Raw genomic sequence first — 17,624 nt, forward strand, 5'->3', positions numbered from 1 at the left:
CTCCGTTATACTTTGAATTGTGATGTTGATTTACTCAGCTCTGTCACGATGCCACTCAACTGGTGGCTCAGAGCTTCTAGTTGATCGGTAGACTGAGACACTTGGTGAGAGCACTGTCTAAAATCGTCCATATGGGTATGAATTTGTTTTGAAGCGTGAGCTTGATGCTCTGTCGTACTCGCTATCTGACGGTTCAGCTCAGTAATTTCTTCGACCTGGCCGCTAATTTCTAATAGGTAATCACCGGCATTTTGTGCATCCCCAACCGCTTGAGAGGAGCTTGCGAGACCTTGGTCCATCGCACCTACCGCCGCATTCGAACCCGACTTAAGCTCACCGAGTAAGGCATTAATCTCAGTGGCTGATTGTTGGGTGTTATTTGCGAGTACACGAACCTCATCAGAAACGACCGCAAAGCCGCGCCCATGCTCTCCTGCTCGAGCTGCTTCAATCGCCGCGTTTAGGGCCAATAGATTGGTTTGCTCGGCAACGCTTTGAATCGTGCTTAAAATTGAACCAACGTTGCTCGCATTCTTGTCCAGCTCTTTCAATTTGGTTGCGGTATCACGAATATTGCTCGCTAGTTCTTCTATCTCTTGGCTTGTTTTCAGCACCACTTGGGTACCCGTTTGAGCACTGGTATTCGCCTTCTGAGCTTGCGAGTCTGCATGTGATGCAAAGCCAACGACTTGCTCAATAAGAGCAATGATATTGTTAACGGCGTCAGTCACTTCTTCGATGTGATCACGCTGGGTGCTGTTCAACGCTAGAGTTTGGTTGGACTCAGTACGGATTTTGTCACTTACAACCTCAAGTTCTTGCCCAATGCTTAACGTGCTTGCAATGATCCCTTGAAGCTTCTCAATGAACTGATTAACGCTTTGTACTAAGGTTGCTATTTCATCTTTGCCGGAATAATCGATGCGAACGGTTAAATCACCATCTCCCGTTGCGATCGCTTGCATCTTCTCAGTAACAAGCAGGATTGAACTGATAACAGATTTGAAAATCGCATAGCCCACGATAAAGACAGACAAGACAAAGAAAACGCCAAGCCAGATTGACTGCTGAGCAGCATCGTTTGCGGCATTCTCTGAATGCAATATGGTGTTTACTACATTTTGACTCGCTGATGAGCGAAGTGTTTCACTTGCCGCAAGTAATGAATCATATTCGGCAGTGAGCGTATTCGATCTTGCTGTCAGGCTCTCGAAAGAGTCATTCAGGTTAATAAAATCTAGACTTAACGCGTATGCGGAATCCGCGTACTTTTTTAGCGAGCTCGACAGTTTGTTGAATGCTTGTGCCTGTGAAGGTAATACATTGGCACCTTTACTCGCTTCAACTTGAAGTTCAGAGGATATTTGGCGCGCATAGTCGAGAGCCTGCTCATCTTCCATGATCACAGCAGCTTCAAACTGCTGTTGAACATTGGGCAGCAGCGAGTGAATTTTAGTGGCGTGCTCTAATGCAGGGTAATAACTTAATTCTAACTGAGTTAGTCTTTGGCTATTATCGCGGTGAATAAAAACATTAATGGTTATTATCGCCGCTAAACTGAGCGAGATAATAGATAAAAGAACGACGAATTGTACTTTTATATTGATATAACGAGACAGTAGCATAAGGTTCTATTGAATTAGCGCAAATTGATAATAATGTTACCGCCAGTTCACTTTTATCGGTGAGCACATTCACTAAACAGACATCACTTTATGTTTAAATGGCTCCCCTATTATCTCTACGCCAGTAAATTGAATTCGGTTATTTTCTTTTCCCAGCTACTTTTCCACTCAGGCAGTTGATCTGCTGGCATCGGACGTGCAATAAAATACCCTTGAGCCAGTGTGTCTTTATTACTCATTGAACGTATATCTTTCCATATTGATATATCTTCAATGCCCTCTGCGACAGTCGTTAAATCCAACAATTTAGCGAGGTAAAGTGAAGCTCTCACAATTGCTCGACTAGAGCGGCTTTGCTGGATGTTTTTAACGAAGTCGATATCCAGTTTCAATGCAGAAAATGGCAGGTCCTCAAGTTGTTTCAGTGAGGAGTAACCCGTTCCGAAATCGTCAATCGCGAGAGGGATACCACGCATACATATTCTTGTTGTAGAGGCCAAAGCAAGCGCAACACTTTCAACGAGATCGGACTCCGTTAACTCCAGCTTGATCTGCTCAACATCTAATCTACCGTTATCGATAAGCTTAAAGATATGATCGACAATTTCACCGTCGATCATATCTTTCGCTGTTAAGTTCAAAATAAACCTTCTGCTACATAGGAAGCGTTGATCGTTAATCGCTTGCTCAAGTAACTGCTTCAATACATTCAGCATTAACCCTGAATCAATGAGACGTGTCAAAAAGAAAAATGGACTGAGGACACCATAGTGGGGATGCTGCCAACGAATCAAAGATTCACTTTCCTTCCATTCTCCCGTGTGAATACAGACGATAGGTTGATAGTGCAAAACCATCTCATGATTCTCGACAGCCTTAACGATGTCCTCATCAGTAATCACGATATCTCGATTTGAACTTGAAGCCGACTCTGGTTTTTTAGTATCCCTACTTACCAACTCTAGTAGCCGGGAACGATCAATCGGCTTTTCTAACACACCCAATAAATTGAGATTAAATGCCTTGCACATTTTACTAGCGGCATCGAGCACGGTTTGGTTTTCAGCACTCGTTATGATGATATTGCCCTTGAAGTTCAAATTAGCTAACCGTTTTAGCAATTCGATCCCGTCTATCATTGGCATATTGAGGTCACACAATATTAGGTCGACCGAAGACTGTTCAATGTGGTCTAACGCCTTACACCCACACTCGAAAGAATGAACCTTACCGACACTCAAGCTAGTCAATACCATGGTCATGACATTCAACTGAAAGGGGTGGTCTTCGATTACAACAATATTTTGATCCATAGTGTTCCCTCAGCCTATTGAGCATACTTGTAGTAGAAGCTTTGTAACTTCTGCGTTAGTCGCTCTACTTTATGGAAATACTCTAAGTACCCACCTCTTTGATTTGCAGAGGCGTCTTCTAGCTGTTGCAGTTGGTCAGCCATCTCAGTACTGCCAACCATCTTCGCTGCACCTTTCATTTTATGGGCAACTTGTTTGATCTCATCGAGACTCTCGCTCTCACATGCAGCGAGTAACAAAGGTAAGTCTGAGCAGTGACTCTGAATAAAATCCTTGATGATCTGATCGATAAGGTCCTGATTCCCAAATAACTCCATTAGGTTTTGAATATCAATAGGCGCAAGGCTAGGTTCAACGTTCGCATCGTTGGCGGCTAACTGGCCAACAACCGGTTTGCCTTTCATAAGATGCTTGTTGATCGTGTCACCAATCACTTTGAGCTTGGTAGGCTTAGACAAAAAGTCATCCATACCAATCTCAAAACATTTGTCGTTTTCACCCTTAACAGCGTTTGCTGTCAGTGCAATGATAGGCAATCGAGGTATATTCTGACTTTGCTCTTTCGAACGAATCTGTTTCGTTAGCTCATAGCCATCCACCTCAGGCATATGACAGTCTGTGATAAGTAAGCCATAGTCCTGCTTATCGAGCGCCGCTAGCGCTTCTCTACCGTTGTCCACCATATCGGCATGAAAGCCTAGTTGCTCGATCTGCTTAATAATGATCTGTTGGTTGATTGGGTGATCTTCCGCAATCAGTATCAGCCTATTATTTTCCATCGCCGATTCGCGTGATTCGGTGCTTAATCGTAAGTTGTTTTCTTCCTTTACCACTTCTTCGATAAAGGTTGGATTATTGCTTAAGCAGTGTCTCAGCTGTGAAGGCAGTAATGGGTTCGCCGATAAATTCCAACCTAACTTACAAGGTGCAGGTGAAAGCATTCCATGTTCGCTTAGACAGATAAAATTCACGCTCTCGTCAGGAGAATCAATACTCTGAGCAAGCTCATGAGGGACGAACACAAAGCCAGGCTCAATGGTCTCGACCCAATGCGCTAACTCTTTCGTGGTTTGCACGCTTTTTGTAATCACCTTAATACCCCAAGATGTCAGGTAGCTATCCAACTCTTGATGCTGCATGAAGGTTTTGGTGAGCAGAGCGACTTTACCTGCCATATCTTGATACTGGTTATCATCAAGTGATGTCAGAGGTACCGAGATAGTAAATGTTGAGCCTAAGTTCACCTTACTTGTCACGTTCAGCGTCCCGCCCATTTGCTCGATCAATTGCTTTGAGATAGTTAACCCAAGGCCAGAGCCTCCGTATTTTCTCGTGGTACCTTCATCGGCCTGCACGAACGGTCTAAATAGATTTCGAATATGCTCTTCGCTAATGCCGATTCCGCTATCGAAAACTTCAAAACAGACTTGTTGGTGGCCATCGTTTTGACTGACTAACTTCGTCGTTAAGCCAACTGTTCCATGCTCAGTAAATTTAATCGCATTACTCAACAGGTTGTTCAGTACTTGGCCGAGACGGATGTCGTCCATCAGTACCGAATCTTTTAATTCAGGGTCTAGCCAGAACTTGAACTGCAACCCTTTGGCATGCGCCTGCCTTGCTTGCAGTTGAGTGACTCTAAGAGTCAAGGTATCCAGACTTGCAGACTGGTAATCCAAAGTCAGCTTACCTGCCTCAATTTTTGAGAAATCAAGGATATCGTTAACGATGTGCAATAGGTTATTAGCGGACTGGCTTAGCGTTGTATGAATCTTTTGTACTTCATGCCCCACTTCATACTGCTCAGAAAGCTCTAACAAACTCACAATGCCACCAAGAGGCGTTCGGATCTCATGACTCATGTTAGCTAGAAATCTCGATTTCGCTTCGGTAGCAGCAATCGCACTCTGCCTTGCCTGAGTGAGCTCTTCTTGCTGCTGCTTTAGCTCGGTAATATCCGTCAGTACAGAGTCCCATTCGTAGTAATCACCACGATCGGATATTTTGCTTTGTAAGTTAAGCCAGCGATTCTGGTTATCGATATTAACGCCAATATCCAGACTCAATTTGCCATCTTTGTTGCCACAACGTATTTTTCGAATCAGAGTACGGCGATCTTTCGCATTTAACGGCGCAAAGAAGCTCGTTGGAGATCGGCGTAGTTGAGATGGCGTCAGCCCAAGAAGTTCTTCGATCCCATTACTGATAAACACGAATTCGATATCGTGTAAGCTTCGCTTAGGCTGGATATGTTGTATCACCGCACCGTGTAAATTGTTCGCGAGTTTTTGGATGCGGTCATCCGCACTTTTAGCAATTTTTTTCGCTTCATACAATTCAGTCAAATCATCGAGAATCGTTACAGAACCTTCGATACTTCCATTGGAAATGTACGGGCACTTCCAGTATGCGTAATGCTTACTGCCAAATGGCGAGACCACCTCTTTTTCCAAACGAGGCAAAACATTCCCTTTGTGGATCATAGCGTCTTCGTCTGGATTATTAATGATTGCTTCTTCTATTAAGTCAAAATCCTTAAGTGCCCTAGCCACACTGTTGAAACTCACAAGTTGGTTATCTAGATCACGTACCACAATTGGAAACGGCATTGCGTTAAGTAGTGAACGCTCGAACTCGACTTGATGCTTCAACGCAGACTCAGCACGCTTACGGTCCTCAACCTCACGGCTTAATTTCCAGCTCCATGCCATGATCGCCATGATAAGAACTGATGCGACAGAAATAAGAATGGCAGCACCCAGAATCACATCTTTAGTGTCAACTCCAGATTCGTAAGAAACATCTAACCAATTCTTTTTAATTTGTTGGAATTTATGATGTGGAATCGCAAAAAGCGCTTTATTGATGATGTTTCCTAATATCTCTTGATTAGCTTCCACGCTGTAAGCGACAGGAACATCATTGTCTTTTGACAACAGGCTAATTACTCGCAAGTAGCCTGAATACTGTCCTTGAAGAAGCGGTGATGCGAGATATAAAGAGAGCATTGCAGAGTCAACTTGCCCTTTATCAACCGCCTCTAATACTTGTTCAACCGAGTCATACTTTTTTATTGGGCAAGCTTCGCAATAACGCTTGGCCAATTGGGCGCCAACGCTATCGTCAGTAGTACCGATAATCGCGTTCTGAGAAAGCTCACCAAACACATCGACCTTGTTACTGTTGCTTTTACCAATCAGCGCCCACGGCTCAACCATAAAAGGTTTCGAGTAAAGGTGACGATCGTCCACACCTGCAAAGGGAGTCGCTTTAGTATGGATCAGGGGTAGAGAAACCGTATGTAAGTCGTTTCCTTCGATACCGAAGTCATTTTCAAAAATGAAATTTAAACCAGTAAGTCGAGAGATCTCATTCAAGATATCAATAGAGATACCATCAGGCTGCCCTTCACTGTTCACAAATGAAATAGGCTTAGAGTCTCGAATGTACGACACATAGATATTGGGGTTCAGTGATAGGTATTGCTGCTCTTTTTCCGTCAATAACAATTTGTTTTTACTAACAACCAGTAATAGACGCCTTTGTATTTCATTTAACCATTTCTTATGAATACTAACGATTTGATTAGGCTTATCTTGGTTAATTGAAGTATTGATGATGTTCAATAGCTTCCTGTTTTCAGGAGTATCAAGTAGAGCAATAACGTAGTTATTCAGAGGCAAGCCATCATGTAAATTCACAGACAGCGATGCGTCATAGGGGCTATTCATCAGCTTACTGTGTAACAGCACACTGTCATCCACAATTGCGAGCACTTTCTCTCGTGCAACAGCGGCTATCGCATCCTGATATGATGAGTATGATTCAAATGAAGAAAACGGAAGTAAGGACTTCACAGACGATGCATTGCTTGAGTTTTCAAAGTAAGCAAGCTTGCGTCCTTTCATGAGCAAATGACTCTCAATAGGTTCACTGCTCAAACTGATCATTCGGCTCGACAAGATCGGTTTCGAGTAGATAACGCCACCACTTGAAACATTTTGCTCTGCAGTAATAATGGCGTCCACGTCACCCGTTTTTAGCATATTGTTGAGTTCAGACGGTGACTGGTAACCAACAAACTCTACACCATCGAGTCCATCTTTCACGTAGAAATCAACTAAGTCCGGCAATAAACCCGAAACCTCTCTTTGTTGCGATTGAGCATAAGGAGCAAAATCTGAGATTTGAATTCCTAGTTGAATTGATTCATCAGCTTGTGCTTTTTGTGATGCGAAAAACACCAATGTAATCAAAGAAAATAATTGAAAGAAAAAGATACGGTACATGATAAACCTGACGTTATAGCAGCAGCGTACTTTATAGCGTCAACTTAACAGCCATTCAGCAAGTAGCGTTAAACAAAATATGGATACTGTTTAATAAGCTAACCACACACCCAACCAGCAAGAGTTTTCGCATACCGATATAAAAACTCTCCGACCCTCATTAATTTCTCAAATTGAAACTCTCCAGCTGGCGCATGAATCAAATCTCGATAGTCTAATTACCAAGCCTAACACCAATAAAACAAACGCTTTTCGATATGAGAACGAATCAGTTTGACTCAACAACAGCACATTAATTCTCAAATTGAAGGAGAAAATTGCCTCTCAAAATAGAACTATTATCCAATAGCTACGTATTGTCTCAGTGACAGCAGAAAGCACTTTCATTTAACTGATTGAAAGAATGATTATTTCAATCCGACACGGAAAATGTTCAGGAATACTAGACAAAATGGCATTTGAATTGCTTTGTCATAGATAACCCAACCAATATACAGCAGGTTGCATCAATTCTTATCACTGCAGCCTCTCACGGAGAATAGGCTATGACCTTACAAAGACATACGTATTACGGCTTAATTCACCACGGAATTAAAACCCTATTAATGGACAGAGTTGGCCACTTTACTGAACGCGAATATCATGAGTATCTTGACCTTACGACAGGAAAATCAACCTGTTTCGCGATGAGTGAACAAGAATTAGAAAACACCTTAGATAACCTGAAAAGTGAAGGCTATCTCGAAGACATCAAAAAGCTAATTCCTAGATACCAAACAACGCCATCCCGTTGAATTGCAGCCAAACATCGTCAGTATAGCACCCAATTGTCTCGGGCTATTTAGCATCGAGGCAATTTTGGTTAGACTGTCGGTAACTCAACTAACCGAATATTCAGTCCACATGAAACAAATTCTTGATTTCATCCCTCTCATCATTTTCTTCGCGCTCTACAAGATGTACGACATCTATACAGCTACTGGGGCATTGATTGTCGCTTCTGCACTTCAAATCGTTTTGACGTACTTCATCTACAAAAAAGTAGAAAAAATGCAGGTGATAACGTTTCTGATGGTCGCGGTATTTGGTGGCATGACCATCTTCTTACACGACGACAACTTCATAAAATGGAAAGTAACGATCGTTTATGCCTTATTTGCTATTGGCCTAACCGCAAGTCACCTAATGGGGAAACCTGCGATTAAAGGCATGTTGGGCAAAGAGATCACACTTCCGGATGCGGTGTGGGGCAAGATCAACTGGGCATGGACACTATTCTTCACCCTGTGCGCAATCATCAACGTCTATGTGGCTTTTAACCTACCATTGGATGTGTGGGTTAACTTCAAGGTGTTTGGCCTGCTAATAGCAACATTACTATTCACGCTGCTTACGGGTGTCTACATCTATAAGCATTTACCAAAAGATCAACAGCTCCCAAAAGATCAACAAGAGCTAACTGATAAAAACAATGACGAGAAGTAACCCCAAGGGGTGAGTCCTCATTCCGTTTTTGTTACAATTATTGTCAATATGCTATGCCTAGCGGCCAATGATACTCGTGATCATTGGCCGTTGGCTTTTTTGTGTTGCGGAAACTGGTCAAAATAAAGCCTATTATTTAATGTAAATCGCACTAAATCATTGGCTATCTGATCTCTGTTGTTCATTGCGCTCATTTGCAAATGCGCTTCACCAACAACACTTCTGTTTTATTTAGATAATCAATACCACCAAGAGTACAACAATGACGATTCAATCAACTTTGAACCCAATTGGTTCCCTACTTCTTCGCACATTAGCGATGCCTTCTGATACCAATGCAGCAGGTCAAATCTTCGGTGGTTGGATAATGTCTCAGCTCGACCTAGCCGGCGGCATCTTGGCCAAAGAGATCTCTAACGGCAAGATAGTTACCGTGTCAGTATCAAGCATTGAATTCAAACAGCCGGTATCGGTTGGCGATGTGGTGTGTGTGTATGGCGATTGCACTAAGATTGGTCGTAGCTCGATGAATATCGACTTGGAAGTATGGGTGAAACCGGTTCTGGATCACGGCATTGGCGACCGCTACAAGGTATGTGGTGCAACATTCAACTACGTAGCCGTTGATGAAAGTGGCAAGCCTCGAACCATCAAGAAATAGTACTTTTCACTAAGTCATACGTATCTGTGGTCTTTAGTTTCAGCAAATGAAATCGCTAAAGACCATACAAGTCTCTCGCACCAATTCACAATTTCTTATCATTAGCTCTTCCAATACCAATTAGTTCGCGTAAATTAGCAATATAGCTATTTTATAATCTCCCCAATTCAGTGAAGTAAAATAAGGATATGCCAATATGTGGTACGTGATTTTCTCTCAAGATGTCGAAAATTCATTAGAAAAACGCCTCAGTGTTCGCCCACAACACCTAGAACGTCTACAAACACTTCACGATGAAGGCCGACTATTAACAGCGGGCCCAATGCCAGCGATTGATTCAGATGACCCAGGCGAAGCTGGTTTCACAGGCTCAACAGTAATCGCTGAGTTTAACTCTTTAGAAGACGCACAGGCGTGGGCAGACGCAGACCCGTACATTGATGCAGGCGTCTACCAAAATGTCATCGTAAAACCATTCAAGAAAGTATTTTAACGTGAAAAAATGGATTATTAGCTCACTGGCGGCAGTTCTGCTTGCAGGCTGTGCTTCAAGTGAGCAAGACCAACAAAGACAACTCGAGATGATGGCGCAGCACCGTGCTGGCGTGTTATCTGCTGGCCTGCCAATTGAGTATGGCCCACTGTCTGTTATGCGAGTGCTGGCTAAAAACACCGTGATCGAAATCATGATGATTTACAACCAAGATGCTAAAGGTGCTAAGCCTTTAAACCAAGTTGTCGATATGAGTGTGAATAGCTACTGCACCAACTCAGAGGTAAGAGCAAACCTAGATATGGGCTTGGCTTACAACATCAAGATTCGCAATACACGCGGACAACTGATGGTCGAGAAGCTTATCAGCAAAGATACGTGTCAAACCGACAGCTAGATTCGAGATTCAAACATAAAATTAAAAGGCCTCGTATTTGCGAGGCCTTTGTTTTATTGAACAATCAAAATCCTAGACTGAGCTATGCCTCAACAGATTCCCACTCTTTGCGTAGTGTTTTGGTTGCTGAGACAAGATTAGTCAACGCCGCTTCAGTCTCAGCCCAGTTACGAGTTTTAAGACCACAATCTGGGTTTGCCCATAAGCGTTCGGCTGGTATTTTTTCCGCCGCTTTCTTAAGCAGGCTAATAATCCACTCTTGCGATGGGATGTTTGGTGAATGAATATCATAAACACCTGGGCCGATCGCATTCGGGTAGTTGAACTCTTCAAACGCTTTGAGCAGCTCCATGTTCGAGCGAGACGTCTCAATAGTAATCACATCAGCGTCCAGTGCAGCCACTGAATCAATAATTTCGTTGAACTCGCTATAACACATATGAGTGTGAATCTGAGTCTCTGGCTTAGCACTCGCCGCAGAGATCTTAAAGGCATTAACCGCCCACTCTAAATATTCTGCATGGTCGCGTTTTTTAAGTGGCAAACCTTCACGGATAGCCGGTTCATCGATTTGGATAATGTTGATTCCTGCCTCTTGCAAATCAGACACCTCATCGCGTAATGCAAACGCTAACTGATTCGTGATTTCTTTACGCGAGATATCTTCACGCGGGAACGTCCAACACAAAATAGTGACAGGACCAGTCAGCATGCCTTTCATCTGCTTAGAAGTCAGTGATTGCGCATAAGTCGACCACTCGACCGTCATCGGTTTCTCACGCTCAATATCCGCTACCACAATCGCAGGTTTCACGCAGCGAGAGCCGTAGCTTTGTACCCAGCCAAACTTTGTGGTTTGAAAACCAGCTAAGTTCTCTGCAAAGTACTCCACCATGTCATTACGTTCGGCTTCACCATGCACCAACACATCTAAATCAAGCGCTTCTTGACGCTTCACCGCATTGGCGATATGACCTTTTAGTGCAGTCGTGTATTCCGCTTCACTCAAACTCCCGCTGCGATAAGCGCTGCGTTGAAGACGTATCTCACCAGTTTGTGGGAAAGAGCCAATCGTAGTCGTTGGCAATAATGGTAAACCTAAAACTTCCGACTGATGTACAGCTCGCTCTGGGTAAGGGGCACTACGATCGGCTAGTGCTTTAGTAATCGTGTTGAGGCGAGCCTGTACTTGTGGCTTATTGACATGAGTGGCACTCTTGCGAGCCACAATCGGCTGGCTATAAGTCTCGCACGCTAAAATGGCATTTTGATCACCATCTAGCGCCGCCCCCAACAAGCTAACCTCTGTAACTTTCTGTTTAGCGAAAGCAAACCAGCTCTTCACTTCTTCGCTAAGTGAATCTTCTAGCTCTAAATCAACGGGACTATGAAGCAGCGAACATGAACTTGCGACCCACAGCTTATCGCCTAGCCTCTCTTTTATTGGTCGCAGTAACTCAAGCTGAGTAGCCAAGTCCGCTCGCCAGACATTGCGTCCATTAATGATACCGGCAGACAGCACCCACTCTTCCGGTAATTGACTCAAGACTTCATCGAGCTGCTGTGGCGCTGCAGCTAAATCAATATGCAATCCATTAACAGGCAGTTTGACGATTTTATTTAAGGTGTCTGTCACCGAATCGAAGTACGTGGTTAATAACAGTTTCACATCACCTTGAATAACTTGATAAGCCAATTTAAATGAATCGGCTCATCGATTTGAACCCACTCAACGCCCAACTTGGCTAGCTTAGCCAAAATCGCTTGATAGGCTGTTAACAAGCGAGACAATAGGGTTAAGCGATCAAATCCCTCTTCCAACTCTTTCCCTAAGTACAAGTAAGAAAGTGGACCAAGAAGGACAGGTTTCACCTTATGCCCTGCTTGAACGGCTTCATTCACTTCATCAAACAATTGAGGCCAGCTCACCTCAAATGAGTCATCTTTACTGAACTCAGGAACGATGTAGTGATAGTTGGTATTGAACCACTTGGTCATATCTGATGCCGCTGCACCATTTTTCGTGCCGTCAGAGGCGTGTTTTCCACCACAACAAGCGGCTTCAACTTGTGATTGCCCGCGCCCCACTCGGAACAAGATATCTAAATCAGGGAAAGCTTTCTCCTCTTCGCTACCACCAGCATGACGCTTTGGTACGTGCCCTAAAAGCAAAGTCGTTGTCAGTACATTGTCGTACCATGCGAAGTCACCCGCAGTTGCAAAGCTAAGATTCGCATCAGCTTGTACATTCCAGTTACGATTTCTCAGCTCACTGCCTAGTTGTTTGAGTTCAGATTGATCAATTTCCCCACGCCAGTATTTCTCTAGTGTGAATTTGAGTTCGCGTTTTTCACCGATACGTGGGTAGCCAAGAATATGCGTTGTTGTCGTCATGAACCGATTCCTTATTCAATAATTATTAGTATCTTTTCAGACTGCCTGTTGAAAATTGCGCTTTCTCAAAAGGCGTCTGGATGGCTAAAATACCTACCGAATCAGCTCAATGAACAACGTCCAAATATTCATCTTGTTTATTAAAAATATTCATCATCAAGCAGCCTGAGATTAATTTAATTAAATCCATCTGGACATCTAGACGTTTACAAATTATAAAAAAACCCGTAGGGTGATTATTAAGAAATATTGAATTGGCTTAGGGAATATGAGGAATACTCATGATAGAGCTTAAACATCTGCGAACATTGACGACCTTAAGAGACAGCGGTTCACTCACCGCAACAGCGACCTCTCTTCACCTGACTCAGTCGGCGCTTTCTCATCAATTGAAGGACCTAGAGGCGCGTATTGGTGGGCAGTTGTTCCTACGCAAAACTCGGCCAGTAAAGTTCACCTCAGAGGGTGAGATCTTGCTAAAACTCGCTGATGAGATTCAACCAAGAATCGCCAAAGCAGAGAATGAACTCGCGAGCCTGAAAGAGGACGTGAATGGTCGCCTGCATATGGCAATCGAGTGTCACTCTTGTTTTCAATGGTTAATGCCTGCTTTGAAAGAGTATCAAGTTGCTTGGCCAAGCGTGACTCTCGATTTCTCGTCCGGTTTTGGCTTTGAGCCCCTACCTGCGTTAATGGCTGGCGAGTTGGATCTGGTGATCACCTCAGATATTCAACCTCGCTCTGAGATCCACTATGAGCCACTTTTCGATTTCGAGATGCGTTTGATCACGGCGATTAACTCACCTTTGGCTGAAAAGCCAAGCATTGATCCACAAGATCTTAGCGATCTCACAATGCTATCTTACCCGGTTCAAAAACAGCGTTTAGATGTGGTGAAACACTTCTTGCAACCTGCAGGTATTGAACCGAAGAAATGGAAGCAAGCAGACAACACCTTGATGTTAGTGCAAATGGTATCAGCCGGGTTAGGAGTTGCAGCCTTACCAAACTGGGCAATCAGTGAGTTTTCAAGGCAAGGGTTGATTGCTAGTAAGCCGCTGGGTAAAGGACTTTCAAGAAGACTGTTTGCTGCGGTGAGAAATTCAGAGAAAGACAAGCGTTACCTGCAAGCATTCTTCAGCACGGCAAGGCAGCAGAGTAAGAGCCACCTGGATGGAATTGAAGTTGTTTAGCTATATAAACTATTAGAGCTATACAGAAGTACAAAAACAAAAAAGTCACAGATTATCTGTGACTTTTTAGATTCCGCAGCATTGGTTTCGCGATACCTGTTCATTCGCGAAACATAGATTATCTTGCGTATGACTTAAATTGGTTCGTCAGCGGATCGTATTGATAGCCGAGCATATCGAGCTTACCTACGACACTTTCTATATCCATTTCATACATGCTAATCAGTTCTTCAAAACTGTCGCATTCTAAGCGCAGTTTTTCATTCACTATTCCCAGCAAGATAATACTATCTAGGCTTTTGACGTTACTTAAATCCATCTCGTACTCCTTACGAACACTCTGACTAGAATTAAGTTTAGAACGCTTAATCGCCCCACGCTAAAAAACAGATCACACTTCTTAACTCACAGAAATGCTTACAGCGCCCAAATTGGTGTTAGGCCAACGACAGCAGCTAACAACATCAGTAGTGATACCGTAAGTTGCACCTTCTCTGGCGTTTTAACAAACAATAGGTGCCAACACCACACCACGATTGAAGAGATAAGTAGTGCGAAGCTAAACAACAATGCTGAGATAACAGGTTCTAACTGAGCTTCAGAAAGTGAGTAAACGTTCACAACCGTCACTAGTACTACCAGCATTCCTGTTAATACCCCTACAACTGGCAAAACACGGTGAAACGCTTGCAAGCGTGTTCTTGCGATAGTCAGCAATAGATGAGCAAACGCCGCACCTAACAAAACCACCAACAATAATGTCGCAATAATGCCGACCACCGTTGGTTGCTCAAATGCTTGAATAGCAACATAAGACAGCGCTAAACCACACGCTAAATACATCACCCAAATCGGGCCCGAATCACGTGTTTTCTTAGTCTGAACTTGAGAATAGAAATAAAAGATTGCGAACACGACAAGAAACGCTTCGACCTTGACTGAAGCCACGGCCAGCCAAAGTACGCCAATCGCTGGTAGCATTTTGTGGATACGACCACGTTGCCCCGGGCAAATATCACCCTTTACCAGAATCAGAGTTAAGATCAGTTGAGCTCCTAATAACATTGGAGCAAATTGCAGTAATAATGTTTCGACCATTGTGGATCTACTTATCTAGACTTATTTTCGCGAATAATATCAAAAACTGCTGTGAACACTAATCAAAATCACAAATTAGCGACGTTATTCAAGGCTTCAACTATGCTGTTGTTTGACTCTTTTGTCGTTTTTATCAGCAAAATGGCGAAAGACACCAAAACTAACAGGGGCATGTTCTTCTGGCTAGTCAGGGCGCATGCCGCTATAATTCCCGCCTCAAAAATCAGAGGTCGAAATATGTACAGCGATATCACTCCTATTCACGAACACAAAAAATACTGGGCCGAGTGCTACGGAACAGCACCCTTTTTGCCTACCAGTAGAAAGGAGATGGATGCTCTTGGATGGGATAGCTGTGACATTATTATTGTAACTGGTGACGCGTATGTTGATCACCCGAGCTTCGGTATGGCTATCATCGGCCGTCTTCTTGAGGCTCAAGGCTTCCGCGTGGGCATCATCGCTCAGCCAAAGTGGGACAATAAAGATGCCTTCATGAAACTAGGCAAACCTAACCTATTCTTCGGCATCACTGCGGGCAACATGGACTCCATGATCAACCGCTACACCTCTGATCGCAAATTACGTCACGATGATGCATACACACCAAATAATGAAGGTGGTAAGCGTCCTGATCGTGCAACTCTGGTTTACTCTCAACGTTGTCGTGAAGCCTACAAAGGTACACCTATCGTATTGGGTGGTATCGAAGCGAGCTTACGTCGTGTAGCACACTATGATTACTGGTCGGATAAAGTTCGTCGTTCTGTACTGTTTGATGCAAAAGCGGACATCCTATTATTTGGTAACGCAGAGCGTGCTCTAGTAGAAGTAGCACACCGCCTTGCTGATGGCGAAGATATCTCTAACCTAACCAACATTCGTGGTACAGCGATCAACCTGCCTGCTGCACCTGAAGGTTACAAGATCATCGACTCTTCTCGTATCGAAAAGCCAAACAAAGCTTACGTACCAGTCAACCCGTACGAAGTGGAAACGCAATGCGATACCAAAAAAGATGAAGAGCCAAAGGCGCAGCCAATTACAATTCGTCCTTCTCGCCACGATGCGAAAACGACAGCGGTGCGTATCCCTGCGTTCGAAAAGCTTAACAACGACCGTATTCTTTACGCTCACGCAAGCCGTATCTTACACCTAGAGACAAACCCGTACTCAGGTCGTGCTTTGATTCAACGTCACGGTGACCGCGAGCTTTGGGTTAACCAAGCACCAATCCCTCTAGCAACAGAAGAGATGGATTACGTGTTTGGCCTTGCTTACAAGCGTGTACCTCACCCGATGTACGGCAAAGCAAAGATTCCAGCCTACGAGATGATCAAAACCTCAGTGAACATCATGCGTGGCTGTTTTGGTGGTTGTTCTTTCTGTTCAATCACAGAGCACGAAGGCCGTATCATCCAGAACCGTTCGAAAGAATCGATCTTGGATGAGATCGAAGACATCAAAGATAAGGTGCCTGGCTTCACTGGTACCATTTCTGACTTGGGCGGCCCTACAGCGAACATGTACCGTTTAGGTTGTTCAGACCCGAAAGCAGAAGTGAACTGTCGTCGCCCATCGTGTGTATTCCCGAAAATCTGTGAGAAGCTAAACACAGACCACAAACACACCATCGACCTGTACCGCTCAGCGAGAAAAGTACCAGGCGTTAAGAAGATCATGATCGCTTCTGGTGTTCGTTACGACTTGGCGATAGAATCACCAGAGTACGTACGTGAGCTTGTAACGCACCACGTAGGTGGCTATTTGAAGATTGCTCCAGAGCATACAGAAAAAGGCCCACTGGATCTGATGATGAAACCGGGTATGGGCACTTACGATCGTTTCAAAGAGATGTTCGAGAAGTACAGCGCTGAAGCCGGTAAGAAGCAGTACCTAATTCCTTACTTCATCTCGGCTCACCCGGGCACAGAAGATGAAGACATGCTGAACCTGGCATTGTGGCTTAAAAAGCACAACTACGAGTGTGACCAAGTACAGAACTTCTACCCATCGCCAATGTGTAACGCAACGTCGATGTACTACTCAGAGACAAACCCTCTGAAACGCGTTAAGTACAAAAAGCGTGAAGATATTCCTGTGCCAAAAGGTGACCGTCAACGTCGTCTGCATAAAGCACTGCTTCGCTACCACGATCCAGAGAACTGGAAACTGATTCGTGAAGCTTTGATCGACATGGGTAAAAAACACCTGATTGGTGATAAACCAGGTTGCTTGGTTCCTGAAGATGACTTTGATGCTCAAACACCAGCGCAGCGTCGCAAGTCTGGTCGTCACGGTTCACAACGTTTTGCTACTAAGCACAGCAAATCTCAACCAGGATTAGGCGGCGAGAAGCCACGTAACCACTCTAAATCTGGTGGCAATAAGCCTAAACCAGGTGGTAAGAAACCTGCTGGCAACGGCAATGGTGGCCAAGGTAACAGTGGCGGTAATGGGAACTCTCGTAAGCCAGCAACGGGCTTCATCAAGAAAGGACCGGGCGGTCAATCGCAAGGCAATGGCAAACCAAACCGCAATAAAGGTGGTAATGGCCAAGGTGGAAAGCCAGCAGGTAACGGAAAGAGCCGTCAACGTGCCGCACAACGCTAATCTTGTGATCAGATACCATTAGCGAACACAAAAACACAAAGCGCAGCTATTTAGCTGCGCTTT

Annotated in this window: 12 protein-coding genes and 1 pseudogene; 7 read left to right on the forward strand and 6 right to left on the reverse strand. The window is 44.1% G+C overall.

The window, feature by feature from the left end; genetic code table 11:
- Positions 1–5: 5 nt before the first annotated feature.
- From BTO10_RS16235 to BTO10_RS16245, 3 genes are all read right to left on the reverse strand, one after another.
- Positions 6–1,625: a methyl-accepting chemotaxis protein gene (locus BTO10_RS16235; RefSeq protein ID WP_105025237.1), complete on the reverse strand. Its 1,620-nt coding sequence runs from the start codon at positions 1,623–1,625 to the stop codon at positions 6–8.
- Positions 1,626–1,741: 116 nt separating this feature from the next.
- Positions 1,742–2,938, reverse strand: coding sequence for an EAL domain-containing response regulator (locus tag BTO10_RS16240; protein WP_105025238.1), 1,197 nt, complete (start codon positions 2,936–2,938; stop codon positions 1,742–1,744).
- A 14-nt stretch (positions 2,939–2,952) separates the two neighbouring features.
- On the reverse strand, positions 2,953–7,227 hold the full coding sequence (locus BTO10_RS16245) for an ATP-binding protein (protein ID WP_105025239.1): 4,275 nt from the start codon (positions 7,225–7,227) through the stop codon (positions 2,953–2,955).
- A 545-nt stretch (positions 7,228–7,772) separates the two neighbouring features.
- Between BTO10_RS16245 and BTO10_RS16250 the strand changes: the two genes are divergently transcribed.
- From BTO10_RS16250 to gspS2, 5 genes are all read left to right on the forward strand, one after another.
- Positions 7,773–8,021, forward strand: coding sequence for a hypothetical protein (locus BTO10_RS16250; RefSeq protein WP_105025240.1), 249 nt, complete (start codon positions 7,773–7,775; stop codon positions 8,019–8,021).
- A gap of 109 nt (positions 8,022–8,130) precedes the next feature.
- Positions 8,131–8,712 (forward strand): septation protein A, encoded by a 582-nt coding sequence (locus BTO10_RS16255; protein WP_105025241.1) that lies wholly within the window; start codon positions 8,131–8,133, stop codon positions 8,710–8,712.
- A gap of 262 nt (positions 8,713–8,974) precedes the next feature.
- Positions 8,975–9,373: an acyl-CoA thioester hydrolase YciA gene (gene yciA / locus BTO10_RS16260; RefSeq protein WP_004741235.1), complete on the forward strand. Its 399-nt coding sequence runs from the start codon at positions 8,975–8,977 to the stop codon at positions 9,371–9,373.
- Between the two features lie 196 nt (positions 9,374–9,569).
- The gene (locus BTO10_RS16265; RefSeq protein WP_105025242.1) at positions 9,570–9,866 is read left to right on the forward strand and encodes a YciI family protein; all 297 of its coding nucleotides are present in this window, start codon (positions 9,570–9,572) and stop codon (positions 9,864–9,866) included.
- Between the two features lies 1 nt (position 9,867).
- Positions 9,868–10,263: a GspS/AspS pilotin family protein gene (gene gspS2, locus BTO10_RS16270; RefSeq protein WP_105025243.1), complete on the forward strand. Its 396-nt coding sequence runs from the start codon at positions 9,868–9,870 to the stop codon at positions 10,261–10,263.
- Positions 10,264–10,345: 82 nt separating this feature from the next.
- On the opposite strand, the pseudogene metE reads toward gspS2, so the two are convergent.
- Positions 10,346–12,657: pseudogene (metE, locus tag BTO10_RS16275) on the reverse strand (5-methyltetrahydropteroyltriglutamate--homocysteine S-methyltransferase).
- Between the two features lie 281 nt (positions 12,658–12,938).
- Here metE and BTO10_RS16280 point away from each other — a divergent pair.
- The gene (locus BTO10_RS16280) at positions 12,939–13,850 is read left to right on the forward strand and encodes a LysR substrate-binding domain-containing protein (protein ID WP_008219852.1); all 912 of its coding nucleotides are present in this window, start codon (positions 12,939–12,941) and stop codon (positions 13,848–13,850) included.
- A 118-nt stretch (positions 13,851–13,968) separates the two neighbouring features.
- Here BTO10_RS16280 and BTO10_RS16285 read toward each other — a convergent pair whose 3' ends face one another.
- Complete coding sequence (locus BTO10_RS16285) at positions 13,969–14,169, reverse strand: DUF4250 domain-containing protein (RefSeq protein ID WP_004741624.1); 201 nt, start codon at positions 14,167–14,169, stop codon at positions 13,969–13,971.
- A 98-nt stretch (positions 14,170–14,267) separates the two neighbouring features.
- Positions 14,268–14,948 (reverse strand): hypothetical protein, encoded by a 681-nt coding sequence (locus BTO10_RS16290; RefSeq protein WP_105025244.1) that lies wholly within the window; start codon positions 14,946–14,948, stop codon positions 14,268–14,270.
- Between the two features lie 237 nt (positions 14,949–15,185).
- On the opposite strand from BTO10_RS16290, the gene BTO10_RS16295 reads away from it, so the two are divergent.
- A complete protein-coding gene (locus BTO10_RS16295; RefSeq protein ID WP_032554382.1) occupies positions 15,186–17,561 on the forward strand; it encodes a YgiQ family radical SAM protein in 2,376 nt (791 codons plus the stop codon).
- Positions 17,562–17,624 lie beyond the last annotated feature (63 nt).

This window comes from Vibrio chagasii (assembly GCF_002954585.1).
In the GTDB taxonomy this organism is placed as follows: domain Bacteria; phylum Pseudomonadota; class Gammaproteobacteria; order Enterobacterales; family Vibrionaceae; genus Vibrio; species Vibrio chagasii_A.